The organism is uncultured Acinetobacter sp. (assembly GCF_947626835.1).
Lineage (GTDB): Bacteria > Pseudomonadota > Gammaproteobacteria > Pseudomonadales > Moraxellaceae > Acinetobacter.
Map to the genome: position 1 here is coordinate 175,681 of NZ_CANQTS010000001.1, position 24,733 is coordinate 200,413.

The 24,733-nt window shown below is 40.9% G+C and carries 26 protein-coding genes; 17 read left to right on the forward strand and 9 right to left on the reverse strand.

Going from position 1 to position 24,733, the window contains the following annotated elements; translation table 11 throughout:
- Positions 1-85: 85 nt before the first annotated feature.
- On the reverse strand, positions 86-784 hold the full coding sequence (locus Q0Z55_RS00925; RefSeq protein ID WP_297422904.1) for a DUF3820 family protein: 699 nt from the start codon (positions 782-784) through the stop codon (positions 86-88).
- 66 nt (positions 785-850) lie between these two features.
- The gene (locus Q0Z55_RS00930) at positions 851-1,153 is read right to left on the reverse strand and encodes a hypothetical protein (protein WP_297422908.1); all 303 of its coding nucleotides are present in this window, start codon (positions 1,151-1,153) and stop codon (positions 851-853) included.
- Between the two features lie 377 nt (positions 1,154-1,530).
- On the opposite strand from Q0Z55_RS00930, the gene glyA reads away from it, so the two are divergent.
- From glyA to Q0Z55_RS00965, 7 genes are all read left to right on the forward strand, one after another.
- The gene (gene glyA, locus Q0Z55_RS00935) at positions 1,531-2,784 is read left to right on the forward strand and encodes a serine hydroxymethyltransferase (RefSeq protein ID WP_297422911.1); all 1,254 of its coding nucleotides are present in this window, start codon (positions 1,531-1,533) and stop codon (positions 2,782-2,784) included.
- Positions 2,785-2,903: 119 nt separating this feature from the next.
- Complete coding sequence (gene rnk / locus Q0Z55_RS00940; RefSeq protein ID WP_297422914.1) at positions 2,904-3,311, forward strand: nucleoside diphosphate kinase regulator; 408 nt, start codon at positions 2,904-2,906, stop codon at positions 3,309-3,311.
- Between the two features lie 251 nt (positions 3,312-3,562).
- On the forward strand, positions 3,563-4,366 hold the full coding sequence (locus Q0Z55_RS00945; RefSeq protein WP_297422916.1) for a tellurium resistance protein: 804 nt from the start codon (positions 3,563-3,565) through the stop codon (positions 4,364-4,366).
- A gap of 2 nt (positions 4,367-4,368) precedes the next feature.
- Positions 4,369-5,490, forward strand: a complete 1,122-nt coding sequence (locus Q0Z55_RS00950) for a toxic anion resistance protein (RefSeq protein ID WP_297422919.1) — start codon at positions 4,369-4,371, stop codon at positions 5,488-5,490.
- Positions 5,491-5,500: 10 nt separating this feature from the next.
- The gene (locus Q0Z55_RS00955; RefSeq protein ID WP_297422921.1) at positions 5,501-6,418 is read left to right on the forward strand and encodes a hypothetical protein; all 918 of its coding nucleotides are present in this window, start codon (positions 5,501-5,503) and stop codon (positions 6,416-6,418) included.
- Positions 6,419-6,555: 137 nt separating this feature from the next.
- A complete protein-coding gene (ahpF, locus tag Q0Z55_RS00960) occupies positions 6,556-8,121 on the forward strand; it encodes an alkyl hydroperoxide reductase subunit F (RefSeq protein ID WP_297422924.1) in 1,566 nt (521 codons plus the stop codon).
- A 479-nt stretch (positions 8,122-8,600) separates the two neighbouring features.
- Positions 8,601-8,861: a hypothetical protein gene (locus Q0Z55_RS00965; protein WP_297422927.1), complete on the forward strand. Its 261-nt coding sequence runs from the start codon at positions 8,601-8,603 to the stop codon at positions 8,859-8,861.
- 46 nt (positions 8,862-8,907) lie between these two features.
- On the opposite strand, the gene Q0Z55_RS00970 is transcribed toward Q0Z55_RS00965, so the two are convergent.
- On the reverse strand, positions 8,908-9,306 hold the full coding sequence (locus tag Q0Z55_RS00970; protein WP_297422932.1) for a MerR family transcriptional regulator: 399 nt from the start codon (positions 9,304-9,306) through the stop codon (positions 8,908-8,910).
- 73 nt (positions 9,307-9,379) lie between these two features.
- On the opposite strand from Q0Z55_RS00970, the gene Q0Z55_RS00975 reads away from it, so the two are divergent.
- Positions 9,380-9,997 carry a cation transporter gene (locus Q0Z55_RS00975; protein WP_297422935.1) on the forward strand — a complete coding sequence of 206 codons (618 nt, stop codon included), beginning with the start codon at positions 9,380-9,382 and terminating at the stop codon, positions 9,995-9,997.
- Positions 9,998-10,067: 70 nt separating this feature from the next.
- Here Q0Z55_RS00975 and Q0Z55_RS00980 read toward each other — a convergent pair whose 3' ends face one another.
- Entirely contained in the window at positions 10,068-10,847 is a 780-nt protein-coding gene (locus Q0Z55_RS00980) for a ferredoxin--NADP reductase (RefSeq protein WP_297422939.1), read from the reverse strand.
- Between the two features lie 102 nt (positions 10,848-10,949).
- Here Q0Z55_RS00980 and tsaA point away from each other — a divergent pair, with 102 nt between their 5' ends.
- Positions 10,950-11,684, forward strand: a complete 735-nt coding sequence (gene tsaA, locus Q0Z55_RS00985) for a tRNA (N6-threonylcarbamoyladenosine(37)-N6)-methyltransferase TrmO (RefSeq protein WP_297422942.1) — start codon at positions 10,950-10,952, stop codon at positions 11,682-11,684.
- A 10-nt stretch (positions 11,685-11,694) separates the two neighbouring features.
- On the opposite strand, the gene Q0Z55_RS00990 is transcribed toward tsaA, so the two are convergent.
- Positions 11,695-12,714: a hypothetical protein gene (locus Q0Z55_RS00990; RefSeq protein ID WP_297422945.1), complete on the reverse strand. Its 1,020-nt coding sequence runs from the start codon at positions 12,712-12,714 to the stop codon at positions 11,695-11,697.
- A 231-nt stretch (positions 12,715-12,945) separates the two neighbouring features.
- On the opposite strand from Q0Z55_RS00990, the gene Q0Z55_RS00995 reads away from it, so the two are divergent.
- From Q0Z55_RS00995 to Q0Z55_RS01010, 4 genes are all read left to right on the forward strand, one after another.
- Positions 12,946-14,703 (forward strand): GspE/PulE family protein, encoded by a 1,758-nt coding sequence (locus Q0Z55_RS00995; protein WP_297422948.1) that lies wholly within the window; start codon positions 12,946-12,948, stop codon positions 14,701-14,703.
- A 98-nt stretch (positions 14,704-14,801) separates the two neighbouring features.
- The gene (locus tag Q0Z55_RS01000) at positions 14,802-15,158 is read left to right on the forward strand and encodes a NirD/YgiW/YdeI family stress tolerance protein (RefSeq protein ID WP_297422951.1); all 357 of its coding nucleotides are present in this window, start codon (positions 14,802-14,804) and stop codon (positions 15,156-15,158) included.
- Positions 15,159-15,237: 79 nt separating this feature from the next.
- A complete protein-coding gene (locus tag Q0Z55_RS01005) occupies positions 15,238-15,900 on the forward strand; it encodes a response regulator transcription factor (RefSeq protein WP_297422953.1) in 663 nt (220 codons plus the stop codon).
- Positions 15,897-17,201 (forward strand): ATP-binding protein, encoded by a 1,305-nt coding sequence (locus Q0Z55_RS01010; protein WP_297422956.1) that lies wholly within the window; start codon positions 15,897-15,899, stop codon positions 17,199-17,201. Before Q0Z55_RS01005 ends, Q0Z55_RS01010 begins: the two co-directional genes overlap by 4 nt.
- Before the next feature lie 64 nt (positions 17,202-17,265).
- Here the strand turns inward: Q0Z55_RS01010 and Q0Z55_RS01015 are convergent, their stop codons facing one another.
- Entirely contained in the window at positions 17,266-17,433 is a 168-nt protein-coding gene (locus Q0Z55_RS01015; RefSeq protein WP_297422959.1) for a hemin uptake protein HemP, read from the reverse strand.
- A gap of 125 nt (positions 17,434-17,558) precedes the next feature.
- Here Q0Z55_RS01015 and Q0Z55_RS01020 point away from each other — a divergent pair, with 125 nt between their 5' ends.
- Positions 17,559-18,461, forward strand: a complete 903-nt coding sequence (locus Q0Z55_RS01020; protein ID WP_297422961.1) for a thiamine phosphate synthase — start codon at positions 17,559-17,561, stop codon at positions 18,459-18,461.
- A 26-nt stretch (positions 18,462-18,487) separates the two neighbouring features.
- Here the strand turns inward: Q0Z55_RS01020 and Q0Z55_RS01025 are convergent, their stop codons facing one another.
- Positions 18,488-18,670, reverse strand: coding sequence for a hypothetical protein (locus Q0Z55_RS01025; RefSeq protein ID WP_297422964.1), 183 nt, complete (start codon positions 18,668-18,670; stop codon positions 18,488-18,490).
- A gap of 1 nt (position 18,671) precedes the next feature.
- A complete protein-coding gene (mrcB, locus tag Q0Z55_RS01030) occupies positions 18,672-21,086 on the reverse strand; it encodes a penicillin-binding protein 1B (protein WP_297422967.1) in 2,415 nt (804 codons plus the stop codon).
- A 179-nt stretch (positions 21,087-21,265) separates the two neighbouring features.
- On the opposite strand from mrcB, the gene Q0Z55_RS01035 reads away from it, so the two are divergent.
- The 3 genes from Q0Z55_RS01035 (at position 21,266) to Q0Z55_RS01045 (ending at position 23,673) form a co-directional block, all read left to right on the forward strand.
- Positions 21,266-22,183, forward strand: a complete 918-nt coding sequence (locus Q0Z55_RS01035) for an NAD(+) kinase (RefSeq protein WP_297423269.1) — start codon at positions 21,266-21,268, stop codon at positions 22,181-22,183.
- Entirely contained in the window at positions 22,183-22,455 is a 273-nt protein-coding gene (locus tag Q0Z55_RS01040) for a DUF1315 family protein (RefSeq protein ID WP_297422970.1), read from the forward strand. Before Q0Z55_RS01035 ends, Q0Z55_RS01040 begins: the two co-directional genes overlap by 1 nt.
- Positions 22,456-22,554: 99 nt before the next feature.
- Positions 22,555-23,673: an alkane 1-monooxygenase gene (locus Q0Z55_RS01045; protein WP_297422973.1), complete on the forward strand. Its 1,119-nt coding sequence runs from the start codon at positions 22,555-22,557 to the stop codon at positions 23,671-23,673.
- Here the strand turns inward: Q0Z55_RS01045 and Q0Z55_RS01050 are convergent.
- On the reverse strand, positions 23,670-24,671 hold the full coding sequence (locus Q0Z55_RS01050; RefSeq protein ID WP_297422976.1) for a glycosyl transferase family protein: 1,002 nt from the start codon (positions 24,669-24,671) through the stop codon (positions 23,670-23,672). The two genes, Q0Z55_RS01045 and Q0Z55_RS01050, sit on opposite strands and share 4 nt — an antisense overlap.
- Positions 24,672-24,733: the final 62 nt, after the last annotated feature.

A 24,733-nucleotide genomic window follows, 5' to 3' on the forward strand; every position in this document is an offset into this window, starting at 1 on the left:
TAAGAAAAAGATCAGCTCACATAAAAAGAGTATCAATTCAGAGTGAAGTTGCTTTAGACAAGTTAACTTGCCTAAAGCGTATTGCTTATAGGGTTTGAATGGCTTGTTGTTCTAGGGCTTTACGTAAATACGGATCTAAATCGCTTTGACGTAACAACCATTGTACATAATCTTGAGGTAAATCCGCCAAAGCGCTACCTTTATGCTTACCAAAGTTTAAGGTGCGTGGAATACGGGCATCTTCAGAGGCAGCATAGAGTTCTTCTAAACTGTGTAGATTTAATTTTTGAATAATTTGATTAAGAATATTGGCGGTTAAAATAATATCCATATCGGCACGGTGGGCTTTTTTGATCATTTCACGTGCTTTGGCACTGCCTTGACTGATCATATAAATTAAAGCCGAAATATTATGCGCTTCAGCGTCTGGCCATACACGACGTGCCAAAGCCAAAGTGCAAATGGCTTTAATATGTTGCGTATTTACCCCACATTTTTCAATAGCACGTAAGTCATAGTCAATATTATGACCGATCATATATACCGTTTCAGAAGGTAAAGAAAAACTTGAATAATGCGGTTGACCGTCTAAATCACTTTGTAAAATATGATGCACGGCCATTGCCGCATAAGAGATCGGTTCATCCACTTGATACAACTGATCAAAGATTTGACTTTTATCGAGACTTAATTGTCCTTGGGTTAACTCAATCGGTGCATAAGCAATCTCAATCGGTTGTCCATTTAAGGTATGGGTTTCTGTATCGAGAATAATAGCGTGCATATGCGATCCTCATGCAAAAGGTAAAAGGGCAATCTACAGGATAGACCTTGAACAATAAAGGCTTTTTTAGCGTTGAAATTTTAAGTTTAAAGCTTGGGTATCCTCTTTTAAGGCTTCACTTGACAGTAAAGCTTTATAAAAATGCAGCGGAATACCATCTTCTTGGTCAACTAGTTTAATTGGATGGATGCTATCTCGATATTCAAAAATCGCTAAAGGAATATGATCTTGATCTAACAATAAAAAGCGTTGTTGTTTAATGGCAACTTCGTAGTCAGGAAAAGTTTGTTTAAGTAATCGTAAAAAAACACTTTGATTGCTTGAGAGTAAGTTTAATTCACGAATACGTTGGCTGTCGGTTTGGTGCATGGCTTTTAAATACAGGCGTTGCTGTTGCGTGGTGGCTACAGGAGAGGTTCTAATTTTGGCTTGGGTTGGGGCTTATTAACAGGTGATCCACGTAGTATGTAGCCTAAGATAAAACCAATAATCAGACATAAAAAAGCCAACATAGAGGGACTTAAGATCAAGTTTAGAAGAAAAATGAGGCGATTAACCCCATCTCAAAAATCTTTAAAGTATTTTCAACAAGTTGATTTTACTTAAAAGCCCTTAGTTTTTGTAAGGTATGCGCAATTTTTATGTAAAACTCGACAAAGTTGATTCTCAATATTTATAAACTTCGTGCTACAATACGCCCCAATCTTAGCACGGCTTAAAAGCCCTAATTTAATAGGACCTCGCTAATGTTTGCCAATACTTCAATTGCACAATTTGACCCTGAATTAGCTCAAGCAATCACTCAAGAAGATGCGCGTCAAGAAGCGCATATCGAGTTGATCGCTTCAGAAAACTACTGCTCACCAGCAGTCATGGAAGCTCAAGGTTCAAAACTTACTAACAAATATGCGGAAGGCTACCCAGGCAAACGCTACTACGGCGGCTGCGAATACGTAGACGTGATCGAACAATTAGCAATTGACCGTGCGAAAGAACTTTTCGGTGCTGACTATGCTAACGTTCAGCCACATGCTGGTTCTCAAGCAAACTCAGCTGTTTACTTAGCGCTTTTAAACCCAGGTGATACTGTATTGGGTATGAGCTTGGCGCACGGTGGTCACTTAACGCACGGTGCAAAAGTAAGCTTCTCTGGTAAAACATATAACGCAGTTCAGTATGGTTTAAACCCTGAAACTGGCGAGATTGATTACGAAGAAGTTGAGCGTTTAGCGCTTGAGCACAAGCCACGCATGATCGTAGCAGGTTTCTCAGCTTACAGCCAAATTGTAGACTGGAACCGTTTCCGTGAAATCGCTGATAAAGTGGGTGCTTATTTATTCGTAGATATGGCTCACGTTGCAGGTTTAGTTGCAGCTGGCGTTTATCCAAGCCCAGTACAAATTGCTGACGTAACCACAACAACGACACACAAAACACTTCGTGGTCCACGTTCAGGTTTAATCCTTGCCAAAGCCAACGAAGAGATTGAGAAAAAACTTCAATCTGCGGTATTCCCAGGCAACCAAGGTGGTCCTTTAGTGCATGCAATTGCTGCAAAAGCAATCTGCTTTAAAGAAGCAATGGCGCCTGAATACAAAGATTACCAACAACAAGTGGTAAAAAATGCACAAGCGATGGCTGAAGTTCTGATTGAACGCGGTTATGAAGTTGTGTCTGGCGGTACTAAAAACCACCTGTTCTTATTGTCTTTAATCAAACAAGACATTACAGGTAAAGAAGCAGATGCTTGGTTAGGTGCAGCGCACATCACTGTCAACAAAAACTCTGTACCAAATGACCCACGTTCTCCGTTTGTAACTTCTGGTATCCGTATTGGTACACCAGCGGTGACCACACGTGGTTTTGGTGAAGCTGAAGTACGTGAACTTGCAGGTTGGATCGCTGACATCTTAGATGCTAAAGGCGACGAAGCTGTAATCAACGCGGTGAAAGCGAAGGTTGAAACTGTATGCGCTAAATTCCCAGTTTACGCAAAATAAGTCTCAACTTGAGAAAAGCCCCCCTCAAGGGGGCTTTTTTTATGTATGTAACAAAGTCTTTCTTTGGCTTAATTATCTGCTATAACTCATAGCAATGCCGCAATAACAAGAGAACAAACATGACACAAAAACCGCAGATTATTATCTCTGAGCAAGATTTAAATCGTTTAGAAACCATGTTAGAGCATCAACAACAGCTCACACCCACCATGCAGCATCTAGAAGATGAATTGGCGCGTGCCACTGTGGTTAGTCCTCAGGATGTACCTGCTAATGTGGTGAGTATGAATGCGCGTGTGTTGATTACCATTGGTGAAAGTGCAGAACCAAGTGAAGTGGTGTTGGTGTACCCACACGACTTTAAAGGCGAGAAAAATCAGGTCAATGTTGTGGCACCAATTGGGGCTGCAATTTTAGGTTTAAGCGAAGGGCAACAGATTCAATGGCCGCAACCCGATGGACATTTAATGCAAGTTAAAATTGAAAAAGTTTTGTTTCAGCCAGAGCGTGAAGGCGACTTTTTATAAGCACCTTCGGTTGATTTTTTAAACAGATGATGTAGAGCTACGCTTTTACATCATCTGTGCTGCCTGTTTGATTTTTCTTAAATCAATTAAATTCTTCAGCTTCACTTCAGCTGACTCGATTATCATGGCTTTAAATAGGTTAAGGTGAGGTGTGGGGCAATTGGGTTGATCCATCAAAATTGCAAAATGCAACATCAAAATTGCCATCAATCACGTAATATCAGTAGGTCAGTTTGAAGGGTAAAGTGGATATGGCATATTTACAGCAATTGACGCCGTTGTCTGAGCTGCAAGGTGATTTTGATCAGCGCTTGCAAATTAAGCGGCAAGAACTTGTACCGTTATTACACGATCATAGTCAATTACAGCACTATGCCGCGCGTGTGGTGCAGGCACAAGCTGTATTACTCAATGGTATTGATGCCAAACTGACCCAAGATTTTAGCCACAGTATTCAAGCCCTGATTCATGCTTTAAATCAGGCTCAAAAATATATGCAGCCCAAGCGTTTTAATCGTGTGCAACGCTGGTTGGGCAGTGATGTCGACTATGCCTCGCAGCAGATCGCATATTATCAACAGCTTGAGCGCTTGATTGCACGCAGTCATGATTTAAGTGCACAATTACAAATTGAAATACAAAAGTCTGAGGCGCGTTATCGGCAATTAACGGGCTTACGCGAACAGATGGGGCAATACATTCAAGCAGCCAAAGAGTTTATGTTGGAGTATCCTGAGTTTGTTCAAAAGCAACATCCACTTGATCAATTTACTCAGCGTTTATCTAAAAAAATTAATACCTTAGAAACATTGCAGGCCAGTAATGATCTGGCCATGCAGCAGATGTATGTGTCGCAGCAATTATCGCTGACGTTGTTAGATCGCTTTTTAGAGGCTGAACAAGTGTTATTGCCAGCATGGAAATATCACCTGCAACACACTCAAGCCCAACATAACAATCAGCTTGACGCCCTTGATACCAGTCGAAATCGCCTCATTAAAACCTTAAAACATGCTTTAGAGCACAGCGCCCAGTCTTCTTCACATTCGAGGTAAGTATGACCGATTCTCAACAGACTATTGTACAGGTCACCACGACCGAACAGGATTTTCAGCGTTTAAATTTAAGCGAGCTGGGTTTGCAAGCCAGTGATTTTGATGCTGTGTTGCAAGCAGCCGCTGAACTTGATGAGATTGATCAGCATCGTGTAGCAGAATATGGCAAAAATATTGCCACTCAAACAGCAAGTTATACTGATGAATTGTTAAGCTTAGTCAATCATAAAGATTTAGATGAAACAGGACAAAAGCTTAATCAAGTGGTTCAAGTGGCACAGCAGCTTAATACGGCAAGTTTACTTCATCCTAAAAAACGTAGTGGCTTTTTAGGTGGCTTATTGAATAAAGTAAAAACCGCGAAACAAAGTTTTGAGCAAAATTTTCAAGACACCAAAGCGCAAATTGACCAATTGGTTCAAGAGGTAGATACTTCACAAAATGGCTTGCAGCAACGCGTGGCGACTTTAGAACACATGTTTAGTGGTGTACAGCAAGAGTATAAACAGCTTGGTGTGTATATTGCAGCAGGTCAGCTCAAGCAGCAACAGTTACAGCAAGACATTGCTGCACTGGCTACAGCACCGAGTGATCCACAAACCACGCAGCAGTTGTATGACTTAAATCATGTGGCCAATAATTTAGAAAAACGCATCAGTGATTTACAGATTTTGCAACAATCTGCGATGCAAACTTTGCCCATGATTCGGATTATCCAATCGAATAATTTAATGTTGGTTGATAAGTTCTATGCCATTAAAAACATTACTTTACCAGCATGGAAAAACCAAATTAGCTTGGCGATTTCACTCAATGAACAAAAAAATAGCGTACAACTTGCCAATGCAATTGATGATGCAACCAATGCTTTATTGCGTCGTAACGCTGAGTTATTACATCAAAATTCAGTTGATACAGCACGTGCTAATCAACGTTCGGTGATTGATGTAGATACCTTAGAGCATGTGCAAACCACTTTAATTAAAACTGTAAATGATGTGATCGAGATTCAAAAGCAGGGGCTAGAAAAACGTGCACAAGCTAGTATACGTTTGCGTCAATTGCAGCAGGATTTAGATCATTTAGTACGTGATTCAAGCCCACAATTACAGCAAAAATCATAGGAGGCTGATCTTGACTCCACTTGGTCCTGTGCTGATGCCACACACTGAACTAAAAACTGGTATCAAAACCTTAAAAAAACGTCAACGCCATTTTACTTGGTTGTTTTTAGCAGCAGCTAGTTTGTTGATTGCGACGTTTATCACCAGTTTTTTACAGCATGACTTGGTTTACGGATTTTTTGGTCTGCATTATGAGTTAAAACAGCTACATATTCCTGTCAGTGCTGAGCATATTGGCTTGATTAATGCCGAGCAAGACTACTTTATGAGTTTACTGAAGTGGTTCGCTTGGTTGCTTTTTAAAGTCTGTGTGTCATTTGTGGGTGCATTTTTGATTGTGCATCTGTTAAAAAAACTACGCTTTTTTTACCTGCGCTTTCAATCTTTTGTGCTGAAATTTGTAGGTTGGTTACTTGCTTTTATGCTGTTGTGGTCGGGTTTGACCTATGTGCAACATGATTTAAATGAAGATGAATCTCAGTTTTACCAAGGCTTAACCAGTTATTCTCAACAGATTTCTGACAGTGAGATATATCAGCAGCTAAAAGGCAGTCAAACGTCAAGCACTGTGCAGGCTTATTTACTGGCGCAAACGGCGCTTTTGCAACAGCCTGCTGATTTAGCCACAGCCAAGCCTTATCTACAACAGGTGATCAATGCTGAGCAGTACGATCCTCACTTTGATCAGTATGGGTTTGAGGTGCAACAGTTATGGAGTATGCAACAGCAGCTCTATGGACGCGCTGTGACTAAAACCACTCAGGAGTTGCAGCCCAAAGTGACACATGCCGAGCAACGTGAGCAGCAACTTGCAACCTTATTGCGAATCAGTGGTGGGCTTTGGTTGGCTTTAAGTGTTTTATTTTGGTTATTGGCACAATATTTTAAACGTCGTGTGCAGCGCATTGAGCAACGCTTTAATGTTTAAATGAAGCTCCACAAGGATGTGTACCTTGATTTAAAAAAACGATTAAAATAATAAAAACTAACTGTTTTACCTTTTTTATATTTATTTCTATTATAGCTTTAAGAAAAGATAATTTTACTCCTTTGGAGACGTTAGCCATGTTAGATCAAAATACTTCAGCGCAATTAAAAACCCTTTTAGAACGTCTAGAAGGTCCCATCGAATTGGTGGCAACCTTAAATGACTCAGACAAATCTGCCAAAATCAAAGAATTGGTCGAAGAAGTGGCAGCATTATCTGATTTAGTCACTGCACGTTTTGATGGCAAAAACAGCCGTGCACCGAGCTTTGGTGTGGCTAAACAAGGCGAAGAACCGCGTGTATTCTTTGCAGGCTTGCCAATGGGCCATGAGTTCACCTCATTGATCTTAGCATTGCTACAAACTTCAGGTTATGCACCTAAAGTCTCTGATGAAGTGTTAACGTCAATTAAAGAACTGGGTGTGAACTCTCATTTTGACGTATTTGTGTCATTAAGCTGCCACAACTGCCCTGATGTGGTGCAGGCATTAAACCTGATTGCCATTTACAATCCGGGTGCAACGGCCACCATGATTGATGGTGCCTTCTTCCAAGACGAAGTTGAAGAACGCAAAATCATGGCCGTTCCAATGGTATTCCAAGATGGTCAACACATCGGTCAAGGTCGTATGACTTTAGAAGAGATTGTGGCAAAACTCGACACCAATGCAGCACAAAAAGATGCTGAAAAGTTAAATGCCAAAGAGGCGTTTGATGTATTGGTGATTGGTGGTGGCCCTGCAGGTAATACCTCTGCAATTTATGCGGCGCGTAAAGGTATCAAAACCGGTATTGTGGCAGAGCGCATGGGTGGTCAAGTGATGGATACCATGGACATTGAGAACTTCACCTCAATTCAAAAAACCCAAGGTCCAAAATTTGCTGCAGAAATGGAAGCACACGTTCGTGAATATGGTGTAGACATCATGAACCTACAACGTGTTGCTGACATCAAAGGTGCAGATGAAACCGCCAATGGTTTGGTGGAAGTGACCTTAGAAAATGGTGCCAAGCTTGAGTCTAAAACCGTGATTTTATCAACCGGTGCACGTTGGAGACAAATGAACGTACCGGGCGAAAAAGAATATGCCACCCGTGGTGTAGCATACTGCCCGCACTGTGATGGTCCATTGTTTAAAGGCAAACGTGTTGCGGTGATTGGTGGTGGTAACTCAGGTGTTGAAGCGGCAATTGACTTGGCAGGAATTGTTGAGCATGTGACTTTGGTTGAATTTGATACCAAGCTACGTGCAGATCAAGTATTGCAAGATAAATTAAACAGCTTACCGAACACCACAGTGATTAAAAATGCCTTATCTACCGAAGTTGTCGGTGATGGTTCACAAGTCACAGCCTTGAAATATAAAGACCGTGCAACTGATGTGGAACATACCGTTGAATTGGCAGGGATCTTTGTACAAATTGGTTTGTTACCAAACACCGATTTCTTAAAAGACACAGCGGTAGAACTTTCAAACCGTGGTGAGATTGTGATTAACGAGCGCAACGAAACCAATGTGAAAGGTGTATTTGCTGCAGGTGACTGTACCACCGTGCCGTACAAACAAATCATCATTGCTACAGGTGAAGGTGCTAAAGCATCACTGTCGGCATTTGATTACATCATCCGATCTGGGCAATAACATAAGAATAAAACTAGGTCAGTGTGTCCCCAAACACACTGACCCATGCGCAAGTTTATGATTGTCATTTGCTTGTTTTTATAGGAACTTTGGACGCTAACACCCAAGTTCCTTTTTTTATGCCATCTTAGACAGTCTTCCCCAATAGACTATGTCAATGGCTATTTATTATTGTTCTATCTCTGAGAAAATTCATATTTCTATAAAGTCATATAAAATATATGGTTTTATTGTAAGACTTTTAATTTTTAATTCAACCCAGTAAAAAACTCGGAATTATTTGCCAACTTAAACGCTCATTTTACTTAAAATGATAACCAATCAAAATAATAAAACTAAATAAATAACATAATGTTAGATACATATTTTTGGTAAATAGAAATAAATAGAAAACATCTTTACAAAAAATAACAACTAATTACAATTGCATAAATAAACAAGAAATATGCCTAAACTAGCAAGAAAACTTGGGGAAATTGATGCGAAATAGCAAAATATTAGCACTGTGCATGAGTGTATTTTTGGTGGGATGCACCACCAAAGTGATTACCTATGATCAATACGGTAATCGGGTTGGTTCATGTCAGGCGCAGGCATGGGTACCCTTTGCATTTGGGCTAGCAGGGTGTCATCAGTATAAACAACAGCTACAAATGCCGTTTGCAAAAATTAATGCCCAAGGGCAACTGGAGTTATTGCCTTTACCTCAAAAAACTCAAGTTAAGCTGAATCACGATTAAGCTTCAAAAAATCCTGTAACAGTAAACCGAAGCATGCTTCGGTTTTTTATTGCTCAAGAATTTTTAAAATTTGGCAATCGTTAATGGTATTGGGTACTTGGCAACTTTGATTAAGCTTTTGTAATTGTTGACGTAGTGTATTGAGCGCTTCGATTTTCTGATCGAGTTCGGTTAAATGCTGCTGAATCAATTGATTCACAGCACTGCAATTGGCATTGGGTTGCTGTTCTAGATCAAGTAAAGTTTGAATCTCCATTAAGGACATGTCTAAAGCCCGACAATGCTGAATAAATGTTAAGCGTTTGATGCTCTGTTCAGAATAATAACGATAGCCGTTATCGCCCCGTAACGGTGGTTGAATTAAGCCTTTTTTTTCATAAAAGCGTAGTGTATCGCGACTCATTTGGGTGAGTTGAGCGACTTGAGAAATCAGATAACCTGTCATACTGCTTGACCTTGGAGTTGCTCTAAGCTTTTTAATTGATTTAAATTTAAGCGAAAAGTTCAAGGAGCACAATATGGCGTGTCAATGTCGTCCTCCCTCTGCACCTCAACAGCCAGATTCAAAATTTCGTTCTGCGCTTTGGATTGCGTTGGTGATTAATCTTGCCATGTTTGTGGTGGAATTAATCGGTGGGGCATATGCCAACTCAGCAGCATTATGGGCAGATGCTTTAGATTTCTTTGGAGATGCTGTCAATTATGCAATTTCATTGGCCGTATTAGGCGCAAGTTTATATTGGCGTGCGACTGTAGCTTTAATTAAAGGTATCACTATGCTTGTATTTGCTTTGGTGGTATTGGCTAAGGTAGCCTATGCTTATACGCTTGGTATTGCGCCTGAAGCGATCACGATGGGTCTGATTGGTATTTTGGCTTTAATTGCCAATGTCGTAACAGCGCTTATTTTATATGCCTATCGTGATGGAGATGCCAATATGAAATCAGTTTGGTTGTGTAGTCGTAATGATGCGATTGGTAATGTGGCGGTGATTTTAGCAGCTGTTGGGGTGTTTGGTACCGGTCAATTATGGCCTGATCTGATTGTGGCATTAATTATGGCAAGTTTAGGTCTAAGCGCAGGCTATGCTGTAATTAAGCAGGCTTTACAAGAACGTAAAATTAAGCACCTATAATTAAAAGTCAGCATATGTTCAATCAAAAAACCGAAGCTTAAGCTTCGGTTTTTTGAGTTAAAAAATAAACTTATTTTTCAACAAAAGCGCGTTCAATCACGTAGTCGCCTAATACGCCCATACGTGGCGATTCTTTGAGACCGTGTTGGTCAAGAAGCGCTGCAACATCGTCAAGAAATGCAGGAGAACCACACAGCATTGCGCGGTCAGTTTCTGGATTAAAACGTGGTAAACCGATTTTTTCAAAGAGTTGACCTGTTTCAATCGCTGTTGTTACACGACCTTGAGTATGGAATTCTTCACGCGTAACTGTTGGGTAGTAAACCAATTTTTCTTTCGCGCCCAATTCACCAAAGAATTCGTGGTTTGGAATTTCGTTTTCAATTAAATCTTGATACGCCAATTCTGAAATGAAACGTGTACCATGAACCACGATAATTTTTTCAAAACGCTCGTAAGTTTCTGGGTCACGAATAGTCGACAAGAATGGTGCAAGACCTGTACCTGATGACAGTAGATATAAGTTTTTACCCGGATTTAAGTCATCTAGTACCAATGTACCTGTTGGTTTTTTAGAAACTAAAATATCATCGCCCACTTTTACTTTTTGTAAAATAGAAGTTAATGGACCATCTGGCACTTTAATTGAGAAGAACTCAAGCTCTTCTTCATAGTTCGCGCTGGCAATTGAGTATGCACGCATTAAAGGCTTGCCATTGACTTCAAGGCCGATCATGACAAACTGACCGTTTTTAAAACGTAGAGCTTGGTCACGAGTCGTTTTGAAAGAAAATAAAGTGTCATTCCAGTGGTGGACATGAGTAATCTTTTCGACGTTAAAAGCAGCCATTAAAGGTCTCAATAAATTATCAAATTAGAACAGGTTGCTATTCTAATCTAAAATCATTCTCGATAAACTGAATATATTTAATTGAGCTTATCAGAAAAAGTGATGACAACGACTTTAACGCTGCCAATTATTGGGTATATGCGTTCGCCTTACCAAGAAAAATTTGGGATTCCACGCCAACCTAATTTGGTTGAAATTGAATCTTATATTGAAATGCAAGGTGTGTATAACGATTTAAATGCTTTTCAAGGCATTGACGAATTTAGTCATTTATGGCTGATTTGGCAGTTTCATGATAATAAAAATCAACAAGATAGCGCCAAATTCCGTCCGCAAGTGCGTCCACCACGTTTAGGCGGAAACCAAAAAATTGGGGTGTTTGCCAGTCGTAGCATGTATCGCCCATCCCCAATTGGTTTGTCGGTGGTCAAGCTGAAAAAAGTGAAAAAAGTGGGTAAACAAGTGCGAGTTTATGTGGTGGGCAGTGATTTGTTAAATGGTACTCCAATTGTAGATATTAAGCCTTATATTCAATATTCTGATGCAGTGATAGATGCAAAAAGTGCTTATGCACAAGATGAGCCACAACGTAAGTCTGTTGTTTGGTTGAAAAATGCACAAATTTCACGTGATGAATTACTCAAAAAAGGGATCTTGAGCATACAAACCTGTCAAGAGTTAGAACAAGTCTTAGCACTTGACCCACGTCCCGCTTATCAAGATGACCCAACGCGTATTTATGGATTGGCATTTGCTGATTTTAATGTGCGTTTTAGTGTGGATGACACTCAGGTTTTGATTCAAGCATTAGATGAAAAAGATCAGGTCGGAACCTGATCTTGGTTGCTTAGTTAAGACGTACCTGTTGATCGATGGCTTGACTGGCAATCGGATTAAACAAGGCGCATTCGGCTTTTAAGCCAGCTAAATAATGGGTTTCTATGAGGGCTTGTGGGCTATTTGCACCATATTCTTTAATAGCTTCATTTAAATCGGCTTGATAATCTTGCATATCTTTGCTTAATTGATATGTTGTACCTTGCGCGTAATATGAGCCATATTTTACGACGTTGTCTGATGCTTTGAAATATGCTTCATAATCGTATTCATAAGGTGAATAGCGATCATGTGCAATAGCAACTTGATAACCTCCTAATGTGGTTTTACGGAAAGATTCATTTTCTAATTCATCAAAATCTAACCATGCAGTTCCATAGCTTTGAATATAGTTTTTATTGCTTGAGCTAGAATTATTTTTTAAACAAGTCGCTCCTTGAGGAAAAGTTTTGCCTTTGAATTGTTGATAATATCGTTGAGGAAATTGACCTACGTGAGGCGTTAAGCTGGCATCTTGTCCTGTGAGATAACTATAACCATCAATATACAGCCCCATTTCTTTGTTACTTAAGTCAACGACCGTAAAGTTTTCGGTAAGCTTTAAACCTTTAAGATTATTTTGAGAAGCAGGGGTGAGAACCCATTGATTGGCTTTTTGCGACACTAAATGTGCAAAGACGTAGCCTTGAGGGGTTTTTTCAGTAACAGGGCGATATAAGCCTTCATCTGTTAAATAGTCTGATACGATAGAAACAAAATTATTAACATCTTCAAACTCATCTATAGTTTGATTGTTGGCTAAATAATCCACATTAAAGTAAATCGTATTACCTGCAATATTTAAACTGATTTTCTCTAATACATTATCGCTATCTATCAAATATGAAGAATCATACATAGACCATTGTTTTTCTAGTGCTGTATTTGGCGAGGGTTGAGAAGAGCTTGAGTCACTTGAGCCTCCGCCACCACCACATGCAGTTAAAGTCATGGCACTTGCTAGTGCTAAAGTTAAGCTTTTAAATTTCATATTACCCTCTGAGTTTATTTATTTTTTATGATCTAGCTGATGTAGACCTTGGGTATATTAAATAAATATATAGAAAAATCATATGATACTTAATATGAAGAGTTATTCATTATGCGACAAAACCGTGGATTAAAGCTGCTTAGGATAAAACCAAGCTCTCATGATTTTTAATTGTGATCAGATCAGGCTGTATTTTTTGTTATATTAGGCTGATGATTTGGGGACAAAATAATGCAATTTAATTTTGAAATTGACAGTACTTGGTGTTTAGAACAATTAAAAAACGATGGCTATATTACTGATCGAGAAAAGCTTTTAGTACAGACCACGCATCGTCAGCGCGAACAGCTTAAATGGCATCCCTTACAATGGATTGCCAGTTTTAATTTAAAAAATCAGCATGATCTTAGCCAAATCTTAAGCCTAAATGTGTTGACTGAATGGTTGGCAAAAAAAGCCAACCTACCGCTTTATACCATTGATCCACTTAAAGCCGATGTACCTGTACTCACAGCAGTGATGTCGCAAGAGTTTGCACTACGTAATAAAATTTTGGCGGTTGAGGTGCAAGATGAGCGGGTATTGATTGCCACCGACCAGCCTTTTATGACCGATTGGCAGCACAATTTAGCCAGTAGTTTAGCCCCAAAAACTATTCAAGCTGTGATGCTTAATCCTGAACATTTACAACGCTACTTAGTTGAATATTATCAGGTGAGTCGTGCGGTGAGTGGTTCACAAAAATCCGGTGCCTATGAGCGTGATCATCAAGGCGTAGAAGCCTTATTACAATTGGGCGATAGCCAAAATCCAGATGCCAATGATCAACACATTGTAAAACTAGTCGATTGGATTTTACAATTTGCCTTTGAACAGGGGGCAAGTGATGTGCACTTAGAACCCCGTAAAGAGCAAGGCAAAATCCGTTTTCGGATTGATGGTGTATTGCATACTATTTATCATATGCCTGCCAATACCTTAATGGCGGTGATTTCACGGATTAAAATTTTAGGTCGTATGAATGTGGCAGAAAAACGTAAGCCACAAGATGGACGCTTAAAAACCCGTACCCCAAAAGGCCGTGAAACCGAGCTGCGTTTATCGACTTTACCCACCGCCTTTGGTGAAAAGTTGGTGATGCGAATTTTTGACCCTGAAGTGTTGGTACGTTCATTTTTAGATTTAGGTTTTGATGAGAAATTATTAAATAAATGGCAAAGCATTGCGCAAAATAGTCATGGTATTATTTTAGTTACAGGACCCACGGGTTCAGGTAAAACCACCACGCTCTATTCAAGTTTAAAGCAGCTTGCCACTGAACAAGTCAATGTATGTACCATTGAAGACCCGATTGAAATGTTAGAGCCGAGCTTTAACCAAATGCAGGTCAACCATAGCATTGATTTAGGCTTTGCTGAAGGAATTCGTGCCTTAATGCGTCAAGACCCTGACATTATTATGGTGGGGGAAATCCGTGATCAAGACACTGCCAACATGGCCATTCAAGCGGCCCTGACAGGGCATTTGGTGTTGTCCACTTTACATACCAACGATGCACCATCTAGCTTAACGCGTTTGCATGACTTAGGTGTGCAGCCGTTTTTAACCTCAGCGACCATTTTAGGTGTCTTGGCACAGCGTTTAGTGCGTCGCTTATGTCCACAGTGTAAGCAAGAAACTTTTATTAATGATCAAGATTGGAAACATCTGACCTTTGGCTATCAATTTCAAATGCCAAATTTTATTTATAAAGCAGTTGGATGTGAGGCATGTCGTGATACAGGCTATAAAGGCCGTGTGGGGATTTATGAGTTTATGCCGATGAGCCTTGAATTAAAACAAATGCTTGGGCGTGAAGCAACTTTAGAGCAGCTTAAATTGCAGATTCAAAAAGAGGGTGTCGAGCCATTACGCATTGCAGGGGCACGTAAAGTGCTACAAGGTGAAACCACCTTAGAAGAGGTTTTACGTGTGGTGCCGTTAAGTTAATACAAATCTTAACTGATCTTAAGCTTAGCTTCAGCTTGAGTTGTTTTAATAGCCTCATTGAAAGACACAACACATCAAACTTGATGCCGGAGTTAACTATGAACATGATCGCAAAAACTTTAATTGCTGCAAGCTTAACGTTTACTGCTGCTTTCGCAACCGCCAATACCGCAGTGAATCAAAGTGCATTAAGCAAAGTTAGCACAGTGAAACAAGCTTTAGTTGCTAAAGATGACACCAAAGTTGAAGTCAAAGGTTATGTGGTCAAAGCCATTGGTGACGAAAAATACCAATTCCGTGATGCAACAGGCAGCATCACTGTGGATATCGACGATGACTTATGGCACGGTAAAGCCATTGCAGCCAATACGCCTGTGACCTTAATTGGCGAAGTGGATATTGATTACAAACCGACCAAGCGTGTTGAAATTGATGTTGATGCAGTAAAATTCTAGTCGAAACTTATTTTCAAAAAAACCACATACTTTGCGATGTGGTTTTTTTGTATAGTAAAGAAAAAATGGGTGATAAACAATGCGACTACTCTTAGCAGAAGACGATGCAGCACAAGCAGAAAGCATTAAAACATGGTTGGAAATGGACGGGTATAACATTGATTGGGTGGAACGGGGGGATCATGCCATTTTGGCACTCGAGCAACATCAGTATGACTGTGTATTGCTTGATCGTGGGTTGCCCAAAGCCAGCGGCGATGAGATTTTAAAAAGTTTACGTAAAAATAATGCGCAAACCCCAGTGATCATGATTACTGCCCGCGATACAGTGCAAGATCGGGTCAGTGGTTTAGATTTAGGTGCCAATGATTATTTGGTGAAACCTTTTAGTTTAGAAGAACTTTCGGCACGGGTACGTAATCAATTGCGTCAACATCAAACTCAGCAAAGCCATGATTTACGCTTTGCCGATTTAGTCTTAGATCCACACGCCAAAACTTTAACTCAAGCAGGCAAAGTAGTGAATTTAACCGCCAAAGAATTTCAAATTTTGCATAAACTGATGCAAAAGCCTGAACACGTCATGACTCGTGAGCAATTGGAAGAATCCTTATATGCATGGGGTTCAGAGGTAGAAAGTAATGCCATTGAGGTGTTTATCTCGCAGCTACGTAAAAAGATTGGCAGTAATTATATTAAAACTCTACGCGGTTTGGGCTACCGTATGCAGTTGCCGCAATGACACAAGCACGATCGCTGCAAGGTCAGCTGATTAAAAGCTCCATGCTCAGTTCTATGCTGGCAGGCATGCTGGCTTTATTGATTTTTGTAGGATTATCGCTGTATCACACCATGCATATTTATGATGAAATTATGGATGAAGTGGCAGATATGTTACTGATCACAGACATTAGCAGTCAAATGGGCAATCAAGTAGATGAACTTAGTCAAGAATTTTTGATTCAATATTCGCTCAATAATGCTGATTTTAATTTATTCACTTCTGATCAATTTGACTTTGCTGATGTGATACCAGTGAACGACTATGCAGTGCTTTGGCATCAAGGGCAGTTGTGGCGTAGCTATGTGCTTGAAGAAAATAATATGCAAGCCCATATTTATCAGCCTATCTCAGTACGTTTACAAGATTTGGGCAGTTCATTGACAGGTTTTTTGGCGGTTTTATTGCTGCTGTGGTTATTGCAGTGGGGCTTGGTGCGTTTTGCCATTCAGCGACAATTTAAAAGTTTAACTTTGTTGTCTCAAAACATTCAGCAAAAAAATGCCCAAGATTTAACCCCGATTGTGAGTTTACAACCCGAATTTTTAGAGTTACAACCGATTGTTAAACAGCTCAATCAATTATTGGCGCGTTTGGATCAGTCCTTACATGCCGAACAGCGTTTTACCGCAGATGCATCACATGAGCTACGTTCGCCTTTATCGGCCATTCAAATGCGTTTACAGGTGTTAAAACGTAAATATCAAGATCAAGTGCAATGGGTACAAGATTTACAACCGATTCAAAATGACGTGGCACGTAGTACGCAAATTTTAGAAAATTTATTGTTGTTGGCACGCCTTGATCCTTCTCAAGCCGATGCTTTAGCCAAAACTGAATGTGATCTACATGCCATTACCCTTGAGGTATTAGATGCACTGTTTCCGTTTATTGAGGACAAAAAAATCGTGTTAGACGTGGCGCTGGAAGAATACACAGTACAAGGCAACCGTGAGCTTTTATTTACCTGTATACGTAACTTAATTGATAACGCGGTACGATATAGCCCGCATGCTTCTACCTTAAGCATTAATATCAAGGCAAGCACCAACAGTCTGTGTATTAGCAATCAAGGCGAGCCAATCTCAGATGAAGTGTTGGCACGTTTAGGTGAGCGTTTTTATCGTGCGTTAGGTACTAAAAGTAGCGGTTCTGGCTTAGGGATTTCCATTTGCCAAAAAATCATAGCGCTGCATCATGCACAATTAAATTTTAGTGCCAATCCTAGCGGTGGTTTAACTGCTCAAATCCAATTTAAATAAAAAAGGCAGAATGCGCTGTATTCTGCCTTGAGTGACCACGTTTATTGTTATGTTGCTGTCATAATTATTTGGTTAAAATTAAGCGGTTGTTGCGGGTTAAACGTAAACGATACTCTTCGCCGGCATGCATAATGCGAATTTCACGGCCAAGTGCAAATAAGTTATTTGAATGCAGCATCGGCAAAGCATGTTGAGATTCAGTGCGAGTAAAAAGGCTAAATGGTGCGTTCATGTTGGAATTCTCCGCTATTTATCGTGGTGTGCTTAAATGATAATCATTATCGAATGTACCTGTCAATGATTAATTTATAAAAAATACAAAATTGCGTACACTGTCAAAAATACAGGAAAAATGGGATGTCTAAAGCACAGCTTAACGTCGCGATCGCGATTGTTTTACAACACGGCAAGGTGTTGGTGGGTTTTCGTGAGGCGATTCAGCATCAGGGCAATAAATACGAGTTTCCCGGCGGTAAAGTCGAAGCCGGCGAAAGCCCGATTGAAGCGTGTCGCCGTGAGGTGTTTGAAGAGGTTGGGGTTGGTCTTCAAGATTGGCATCACTTTGATTTTATTCAGCATGAATATGAAGATGTGATCGTGAATTTGCATGTTTTTCATGCCATCTTGCCTGTAGAGTTAAATAATGAAATTCAAAAGCCCTGGTGTTGGTATAGCCGTGCTGAATTAAGCGAGTTAAATTTTCCCAAAGCCAATCAGCGTTTAATTCAACGTTTAGTGTGGCCTAACGCTATTAAAATTTCATCAAATTTAAATGCCCTAACTGAGTGCAGCCATGAGCAGTTATTTTATTGGCGCAACGATTTAGATGAAGCAGCACAATTAGAATTGTTGGCAGACATCTCAGTGCAAGAGTTGAATCAAGTGATTGTGAATACTCAGTTGTATGCAAAATTAAATTCGATTCAACAAGCCAATGTGGCTGCGATTCATTTAAAACAGCAGCAATTGCTCAATATGCATGCTGAGGATTTAATTCTAGGGCAGCGCTATGTGGCAAGTTGTCATGATGAGGTGAGTTTACAGCATGCACAACGCATTGGCTGCGATGCAGTATTGTTAAGTCCGGTGCATACAACCGCAACGCATCCTGAAGCGAATCCGTTAGGTTGGCCACGCTTTGCTCAACTGAGTGCAGTGATGCATATTCCGGTATTTGCGTTGGGTGGAATTACGCCTGCGGATTTGATCCAAGCGAAACAACATGGGGCTTATGGTGTTGCAGGGCAACGATTCTTTTAATCAAAAAGCACCCGAAGGTGCTTTTTTTATAAACTTTTTTGAATGATTGGTTCTACATCATAAGGAATAATGGTGACACCTGAGGGTGTGGTATAGGGTTGAGGAATCACCACAGGTGCAGTATTAATTACGGTGGTTGGCAGCTCCACAGGCTGAGATTGACAAGCACTGAGTAAAAACACAGTGCTACACAGACCCATCTTTAACATCTTATTGCCCATAACGACCACTTGAAATGACTTCTGCATTATTGTCATAACGACCCTCTTGAATATTTGATTCACTTTCACGAATCCAATTTTCGATACTATCATCTGAACTTGGCGGCGCACTTGGTTGTGGTTCGCTAGGTTGGTACTCGTTACTGATATCATCTTGTGGTTCTGCCACGGGTGTGCTGGCGCAAGCACTATTACGACGTGGCACCGAATGACTCAGCATCGGAATATGTACGGCATTGGCACAGCCTTGGGCTGAGAGTTGATCGCCAGATGCACTGTCGACCCATTGCCAAGTGACATTGTTGGGTTGGCGTAATGCGATTGGTTTTTGACGTAACTGAGACATCACGCTCGTCCATACTGGTAGCGCACCAGATGAACCGGTTAAACCTGTGACGGTGTTATCATCTAAACCTAACCACACCACCGAGACATAATTGCCTGAGTAGCCCGCAAACCATGAATCACGAGTGTCATTGGTGGTGCCGGACTTACCAGCTAAATTCAGCTCACTTGGTAATTGCTTATATGCCGCACGTCCTGTACCGGTACGCATGACTTGTTGTAAGCCATAATTTAAGACATATACGGCATCGGGTTTAATGCTTTGTTGCATGTCTAAACCAAAGCGTGGCAAGCTACGTCCTTGGCTATCAACCACTTGACGAATAGCACGTGTTGGATATTTCACGCCCCCTGAAGCAAAGTTCGCGTAAATCCCGAGGACTTCTAGGGGCGACATTTCAACAGCACCTAAAAATACAGATGGATAAGGTGGAATGTTGCTGGTGACCCCAAAGCGTTTTAAATGATTATTAAAGGTGGCTACACCAAACTCTTGCCCCAAACGTACCGCAGATAAGTTATAGGATTGTGCAAGGGCGCGTGCCATAGGTACTACACCGTATTCATGACCGGCATAGTTTTTCGGTGTCCATGTTTTGCCTTCTGAAACAATACTGATACTGCTGTCTTCAATTGGGCTGGCCCAGTGATAACGACCCGATTCAAGTGCAGTTAAATAAATCACAGGTTTAAGCAATGAGCCGACTTGTCGTTTGGCATCTAAAGCACGGTTAAAGCCCGTAAAATCTTGACTGGAGCCAACCACAGCCACCAATTCGCCATTTTCAGGGCGCGCGACCATCACAGCGCCTTGTAAATTATTCAAACGACGATTGCTGTTTTCCAAACGTTGCACCGAGGCTTTAAAGCTTTTTTCAACATTACTTTGTGCTAAGGGGTCCAAAGCGGTAAAAATACGAATACCGTTATGGGTCAGATCATTTTCTTGATACTCGCTGCGCAATTGACGGCGTACTACATCTAAATAATCAGGAAAACGTGCAGGTCCAATGGTTGGTTTTTGAATGACATGGAGTGGGCGCGCCATTTCGCGCTCATATTGGGCTTGGGTTAAGTAGCCCATCACCAACATGTTGTTGAGCACCAAATCACGACGCTTTTTGGCCGCTTCTGGATTACGCCATGGATTATATAAAGATGGTCCTTGTACCAAGCCGACTAAAAAAGCATGTTGCGCAATATTCAGCTCACGTAGTGGTAAACCAAAGTAAAATTGTGCAGCTAAGCCATAACCATTAATGGAGTAATTACCATTTTGGCCTAAATTGACTTCGTTTAAATAGGCCTCTAAGATTTCATTTTTGCCATAGTGTAGCTCAATCAGCATGGCCATAAAGGCTTCATTGACTTTGCGTTTTAAGGTGCGTTCAGGCGTTAGATAAAAGTTTTTAACCAATTGTTGGGTTAAAGTTGAGCCACCTTGGCGTTTGCCACCGCTGACATTGGCCACCACAGCACGCGCAGTACCGCGTAAGGATATGCCATAATGTTGATAAAAATTCCGGTCTTCTGTGGCAATTAAAGCATCAATTAAAGGTTGTGGCACATTGGCCAATTTAATTAACACACGGTCTTCATTATGTTGCGGATAAATACTGCCAATCAGCATCGGTTCAAGTTGCGCAATACCAGTGCTGCTCGGTTTGGTGGCACTGACTTGTGCAATTTGATTACCGCTAAAGCTGACCTTTAAAATTTGCTCAGGTTCAACATGATCACCAAAATCAAAGCCGCGGGTGTGTACATATAGGGTATCGCCACTGCTGACATAGTGCCCAGTTTTGTTATAACCATCGGAATTTTTATAGCCTAATAAATTGAGTTCTTGAATAAATTCAGCTTGGCTGACCGGTGCGCTGTTGTGCACTTGTAAAGGACGGGCAAAAACTTTGGCTGGTAAGTCCCAACGTTGGCCTTCAAATTTGCTGCGCACGACATTATCAAGGCGAATGATATACACACTAAAGGCGATAAACGCGCCAATAATTAAAATACAAAAAAGTAAAGCAAAAATGCCAATACCGCGTTGCGACTTCATACACACATAGCATAACCAAGATAATTACGCCCATGATGCGAAGCTTTGGCAAATTTTGCAAGAAACAAACTGTGAATGAGCCGTAATCAACTTGAAAAAATTGGCTTGATTCAGTGTTTTAAAGTTTTTTTAAATTATTTATCTTAATGCTATGATAGCACTCGAATCGTAGCGGAGTGATATTGTCGGTGCACATTTCACATAAGACATTTCGAAATATTGGCTTAATTGGTCGACCCGATAAATCATCGGTGGTCGAAACCTTATGTCTTATTCATGATCATTTGGTCGGCTTAGGTTTACATCCGGTCTTTGATATTGAAACAGCACAATTGGTGCCTTATCAAAACACTCAAACTGTCAGTCGTAGTTTATTGGGTGAAGTGGTTGATTTGGTGATTGTGGTGGGTGGTGATGGCTCGCTGTTACATGCAGCACGCGCTTTGGTCCGCTACAATACCCCTGTGATTGGCGTAAACCGCGGTCGTTTGGGTTTTTTAACCGATATTAAACCCACCGAAGTTTTATATAAACTCGATCAAGTGTTGCAAGGTCAGTATCAACGTGACCGACGCTTTTTATTGGAAATGGAAATTCGCTCAAAAGGTGAGTCCATTTATCAAGCGATTGCCTTAAATGATGTGGTGTTGCATTCGGGTAAATCGGTGCACATGATTGATTTTGAACTTAATATTGATGGGCAATATGTCTATCGCCAGCACAGCGATGGTTTAATTGTATCAACACCCACCGGTTCAACTGCCTATGCACTCTCAGGCGGTGGGCCAATTTTGCATCCTAGTATGGATGCCATTGCCTTAGTGCCCATGCATCCGCATACCTTGTCATCACGCCCAATTGTGGTGGGTGGACAAAGCGAAATTAAAATTATCATTCGTGAGAACCGTGTGTTGCCAATGGTCAGCGCAGATGGGCAACATAGTGTATCCTTGAGTGTAGGCGATAGTTTACATATCCGTAAACATCCTTTTAAACTGAATTTACTCCATCCACCTGGTTATGACTTTTATATGTCGTGTCGGACCAAACTGGGATGGAACCAAGGTTTTGATTCATTGCAACAGCAGGATGAATAATGAATATTGAAAACATGTTAGCGATGCTAAACCCCGAGATTGTTGAGCGTTTACGTACCGCAATTGAAATTGGCAAATGGCCCAATGGTGTGGTCTTAACCCAAGAACAGCGTCAAACCTGTATGCAAGCAGTCTATGCGTGGGAGATGAAACATCTGCCAGAAGAACAGCGCAGTGGGTACATTGACCGTGGCAGCAAAGAAGAAGGTGAAGAATGTGATGATGATCATCACAAGCATGAGTCGGAATTTAAGCCTATTCGTTTTGTATAAAAAAAGACACCTTCGGGTGTCTTTTTTATTACCTGAATCAAACAGATATATCCATAAGGTTAGGCGCATACTCAACTCAAAAGCCTCAAGGAGAAGGGTATGTCTTTAGATCCAAAACGTAAATTATGGTTATGGGGACTGGCTATTCCTGTGGTGGCACATGTGGCACTGTTGGGCTTTGCACGTGGACCCAAATTGACGCGCAAAGTTTTTGCCAGTACTGGCTTAATCACTTTACATGCGGTAATTCCTTGGTTGGACCGTTATTTGGGGCAAGATCAATCTTCTATTGCGCCACAAGACTTAAATACCTTACAACATGACCCGTATTATACGCAGGTGGTCAGTGCGTATTTACCGTTGCAATATAGTAGTAATCTGTTGGCAGCAGCTTTGGTACGTCAAAACCGTACTCAACCAAGTGATATTTTACTTTTAGGTACCTTGCTAGGTTTGGTCAATGTGGTTGCCATGAATGTGGGACATGAACTAGGGCATAAAGCCAGTGCGCAACAGCACCTCTTGGCCCATCTGGCCTTGTTGCCCAGTGGCTATGTCCATTTTCGGATTGAGCATAATTATGGACATCATCGTCATGTTGCTACTCCGCAAGATCCAGCATCTGCTTACTATGGTGAATCGTTTTGGCGGTTTTTACCGCGCACTGTGTTGGGCGGTTTTAAATCGGCGATACACATTGAAAAAACCCGTTTAGCACGTAAACATTTGCCATTTTTTCATGTTGAAAATGAATTGCTCAGAGCATGGGCAGCAGAGCTGCTTTATTATGCTCTGATGTATAAGTGTTTTGGTAAAAAATGGCTGCTGTTACAAGTGGTACAAAGTGCTTATGCCATAACCTTACTTGAAGCGGTCAATTATATGGAGCATTACGCGCTTAAACGTGCAGTCTTGCCCGATGGGCGTTATGAAAAAGTTACTCCACAACACAGTTGGAATCACAACAGTTTGATGAGCAATTTATTGTTTTATCAACTGCAACGGCATAGTGATCATCATGCTTATCCGACGCGACCATTTCAAATGTTAAGAGATTATCCGGATGTGCCCAATTTACCTAAAGGCTATGGTGCATTATTTACTGATGTATTTTTGCCTAACCGCTGGTTTAAGCTCATGAATCAGCGTGTTGTAGCGCATTATGCTGGTGATCTTGAGCGTGTCCATCAAGCCAAAGATCACCTTGAGGCTGTTTAAACACTATAGCGCGTCTGCCATAGCTCACGCGCTTTTTGCATCGCACTTGGGTAGTCGTCGCATACGCCCATGGTGTATAAGGCAATGCCCATGGTTTCGGTAATGGCAATCTCGCCATAATCATGTGCTTGTTGACCTTCCCACACGGCTTTAAAGACTGCTAAATCTAGCATTTCTTCACTTGGACTACGATTGTCGGTGAGTTTAGGCAATTCAGACTCGTACATCTGCCCCTCTTTAATGCCACAAATTAAGGTTTTAGCATCGGGATTGCGTTCAAATTCACCTCCTTCACCTTTAATTACGGCACTATTGGCAAAGCCTAATTTAAAGGCTGCTTGTTGATGTGAACTGCGATAAGCAGGATGGAAAATGGCTTGCATAGTAGCTTTGGCATTAAAAGGATTAATTAAACGTGCAAGGGTGTGAATCGGAGAGCGTAAGCCCATGATATTTCGTAAGCCAATCAGGTCACTTAAGATGGGGGAAATTACATCTAAAGGCAAATAGGCAAAATGACAGTGCTGCAGTTGTTGTTCTACGTCGCTGTCGGATTGGCAAATGGGATAGCCTAAGTATTGCAACGCTTGTTCGGTATATAAACGATTGATGGTATGTCCTGAAGCCCCATGCATCACCACATTATAGCCGTGTTTGGCCAAGGTCAGGGCAGAGAGTAAAAACCACGGATAATGCTTACGTTTACCGGCATAAGAGGACCAATCTAAATCCACATCAAGTACTTTAAACTTTAATTGATCACGGGTGGCTTGGACAAAGCCTGCAAGCTCATCTACGGATTCTTCTTTAACACGTAGTAACATTAAAAATGCGCCCAGCTGCAGGTCTAACACTTCATTGTTTAAAATCATACTAAAGGCTTGATAGGCTTCATCATAAGTCAGTGAGCGTGCCCCATTTTTCCCTTTGCCGACAATACGCACAAATTGCGCGAAAGGATGTTCAAAATCTTGATAAATATTACGTTTATTATTCATGATAAAACATTAATGAAAAAAGCATAGCGCTATTGTGCATCAGGCAGCGCCATCGGCAAAGG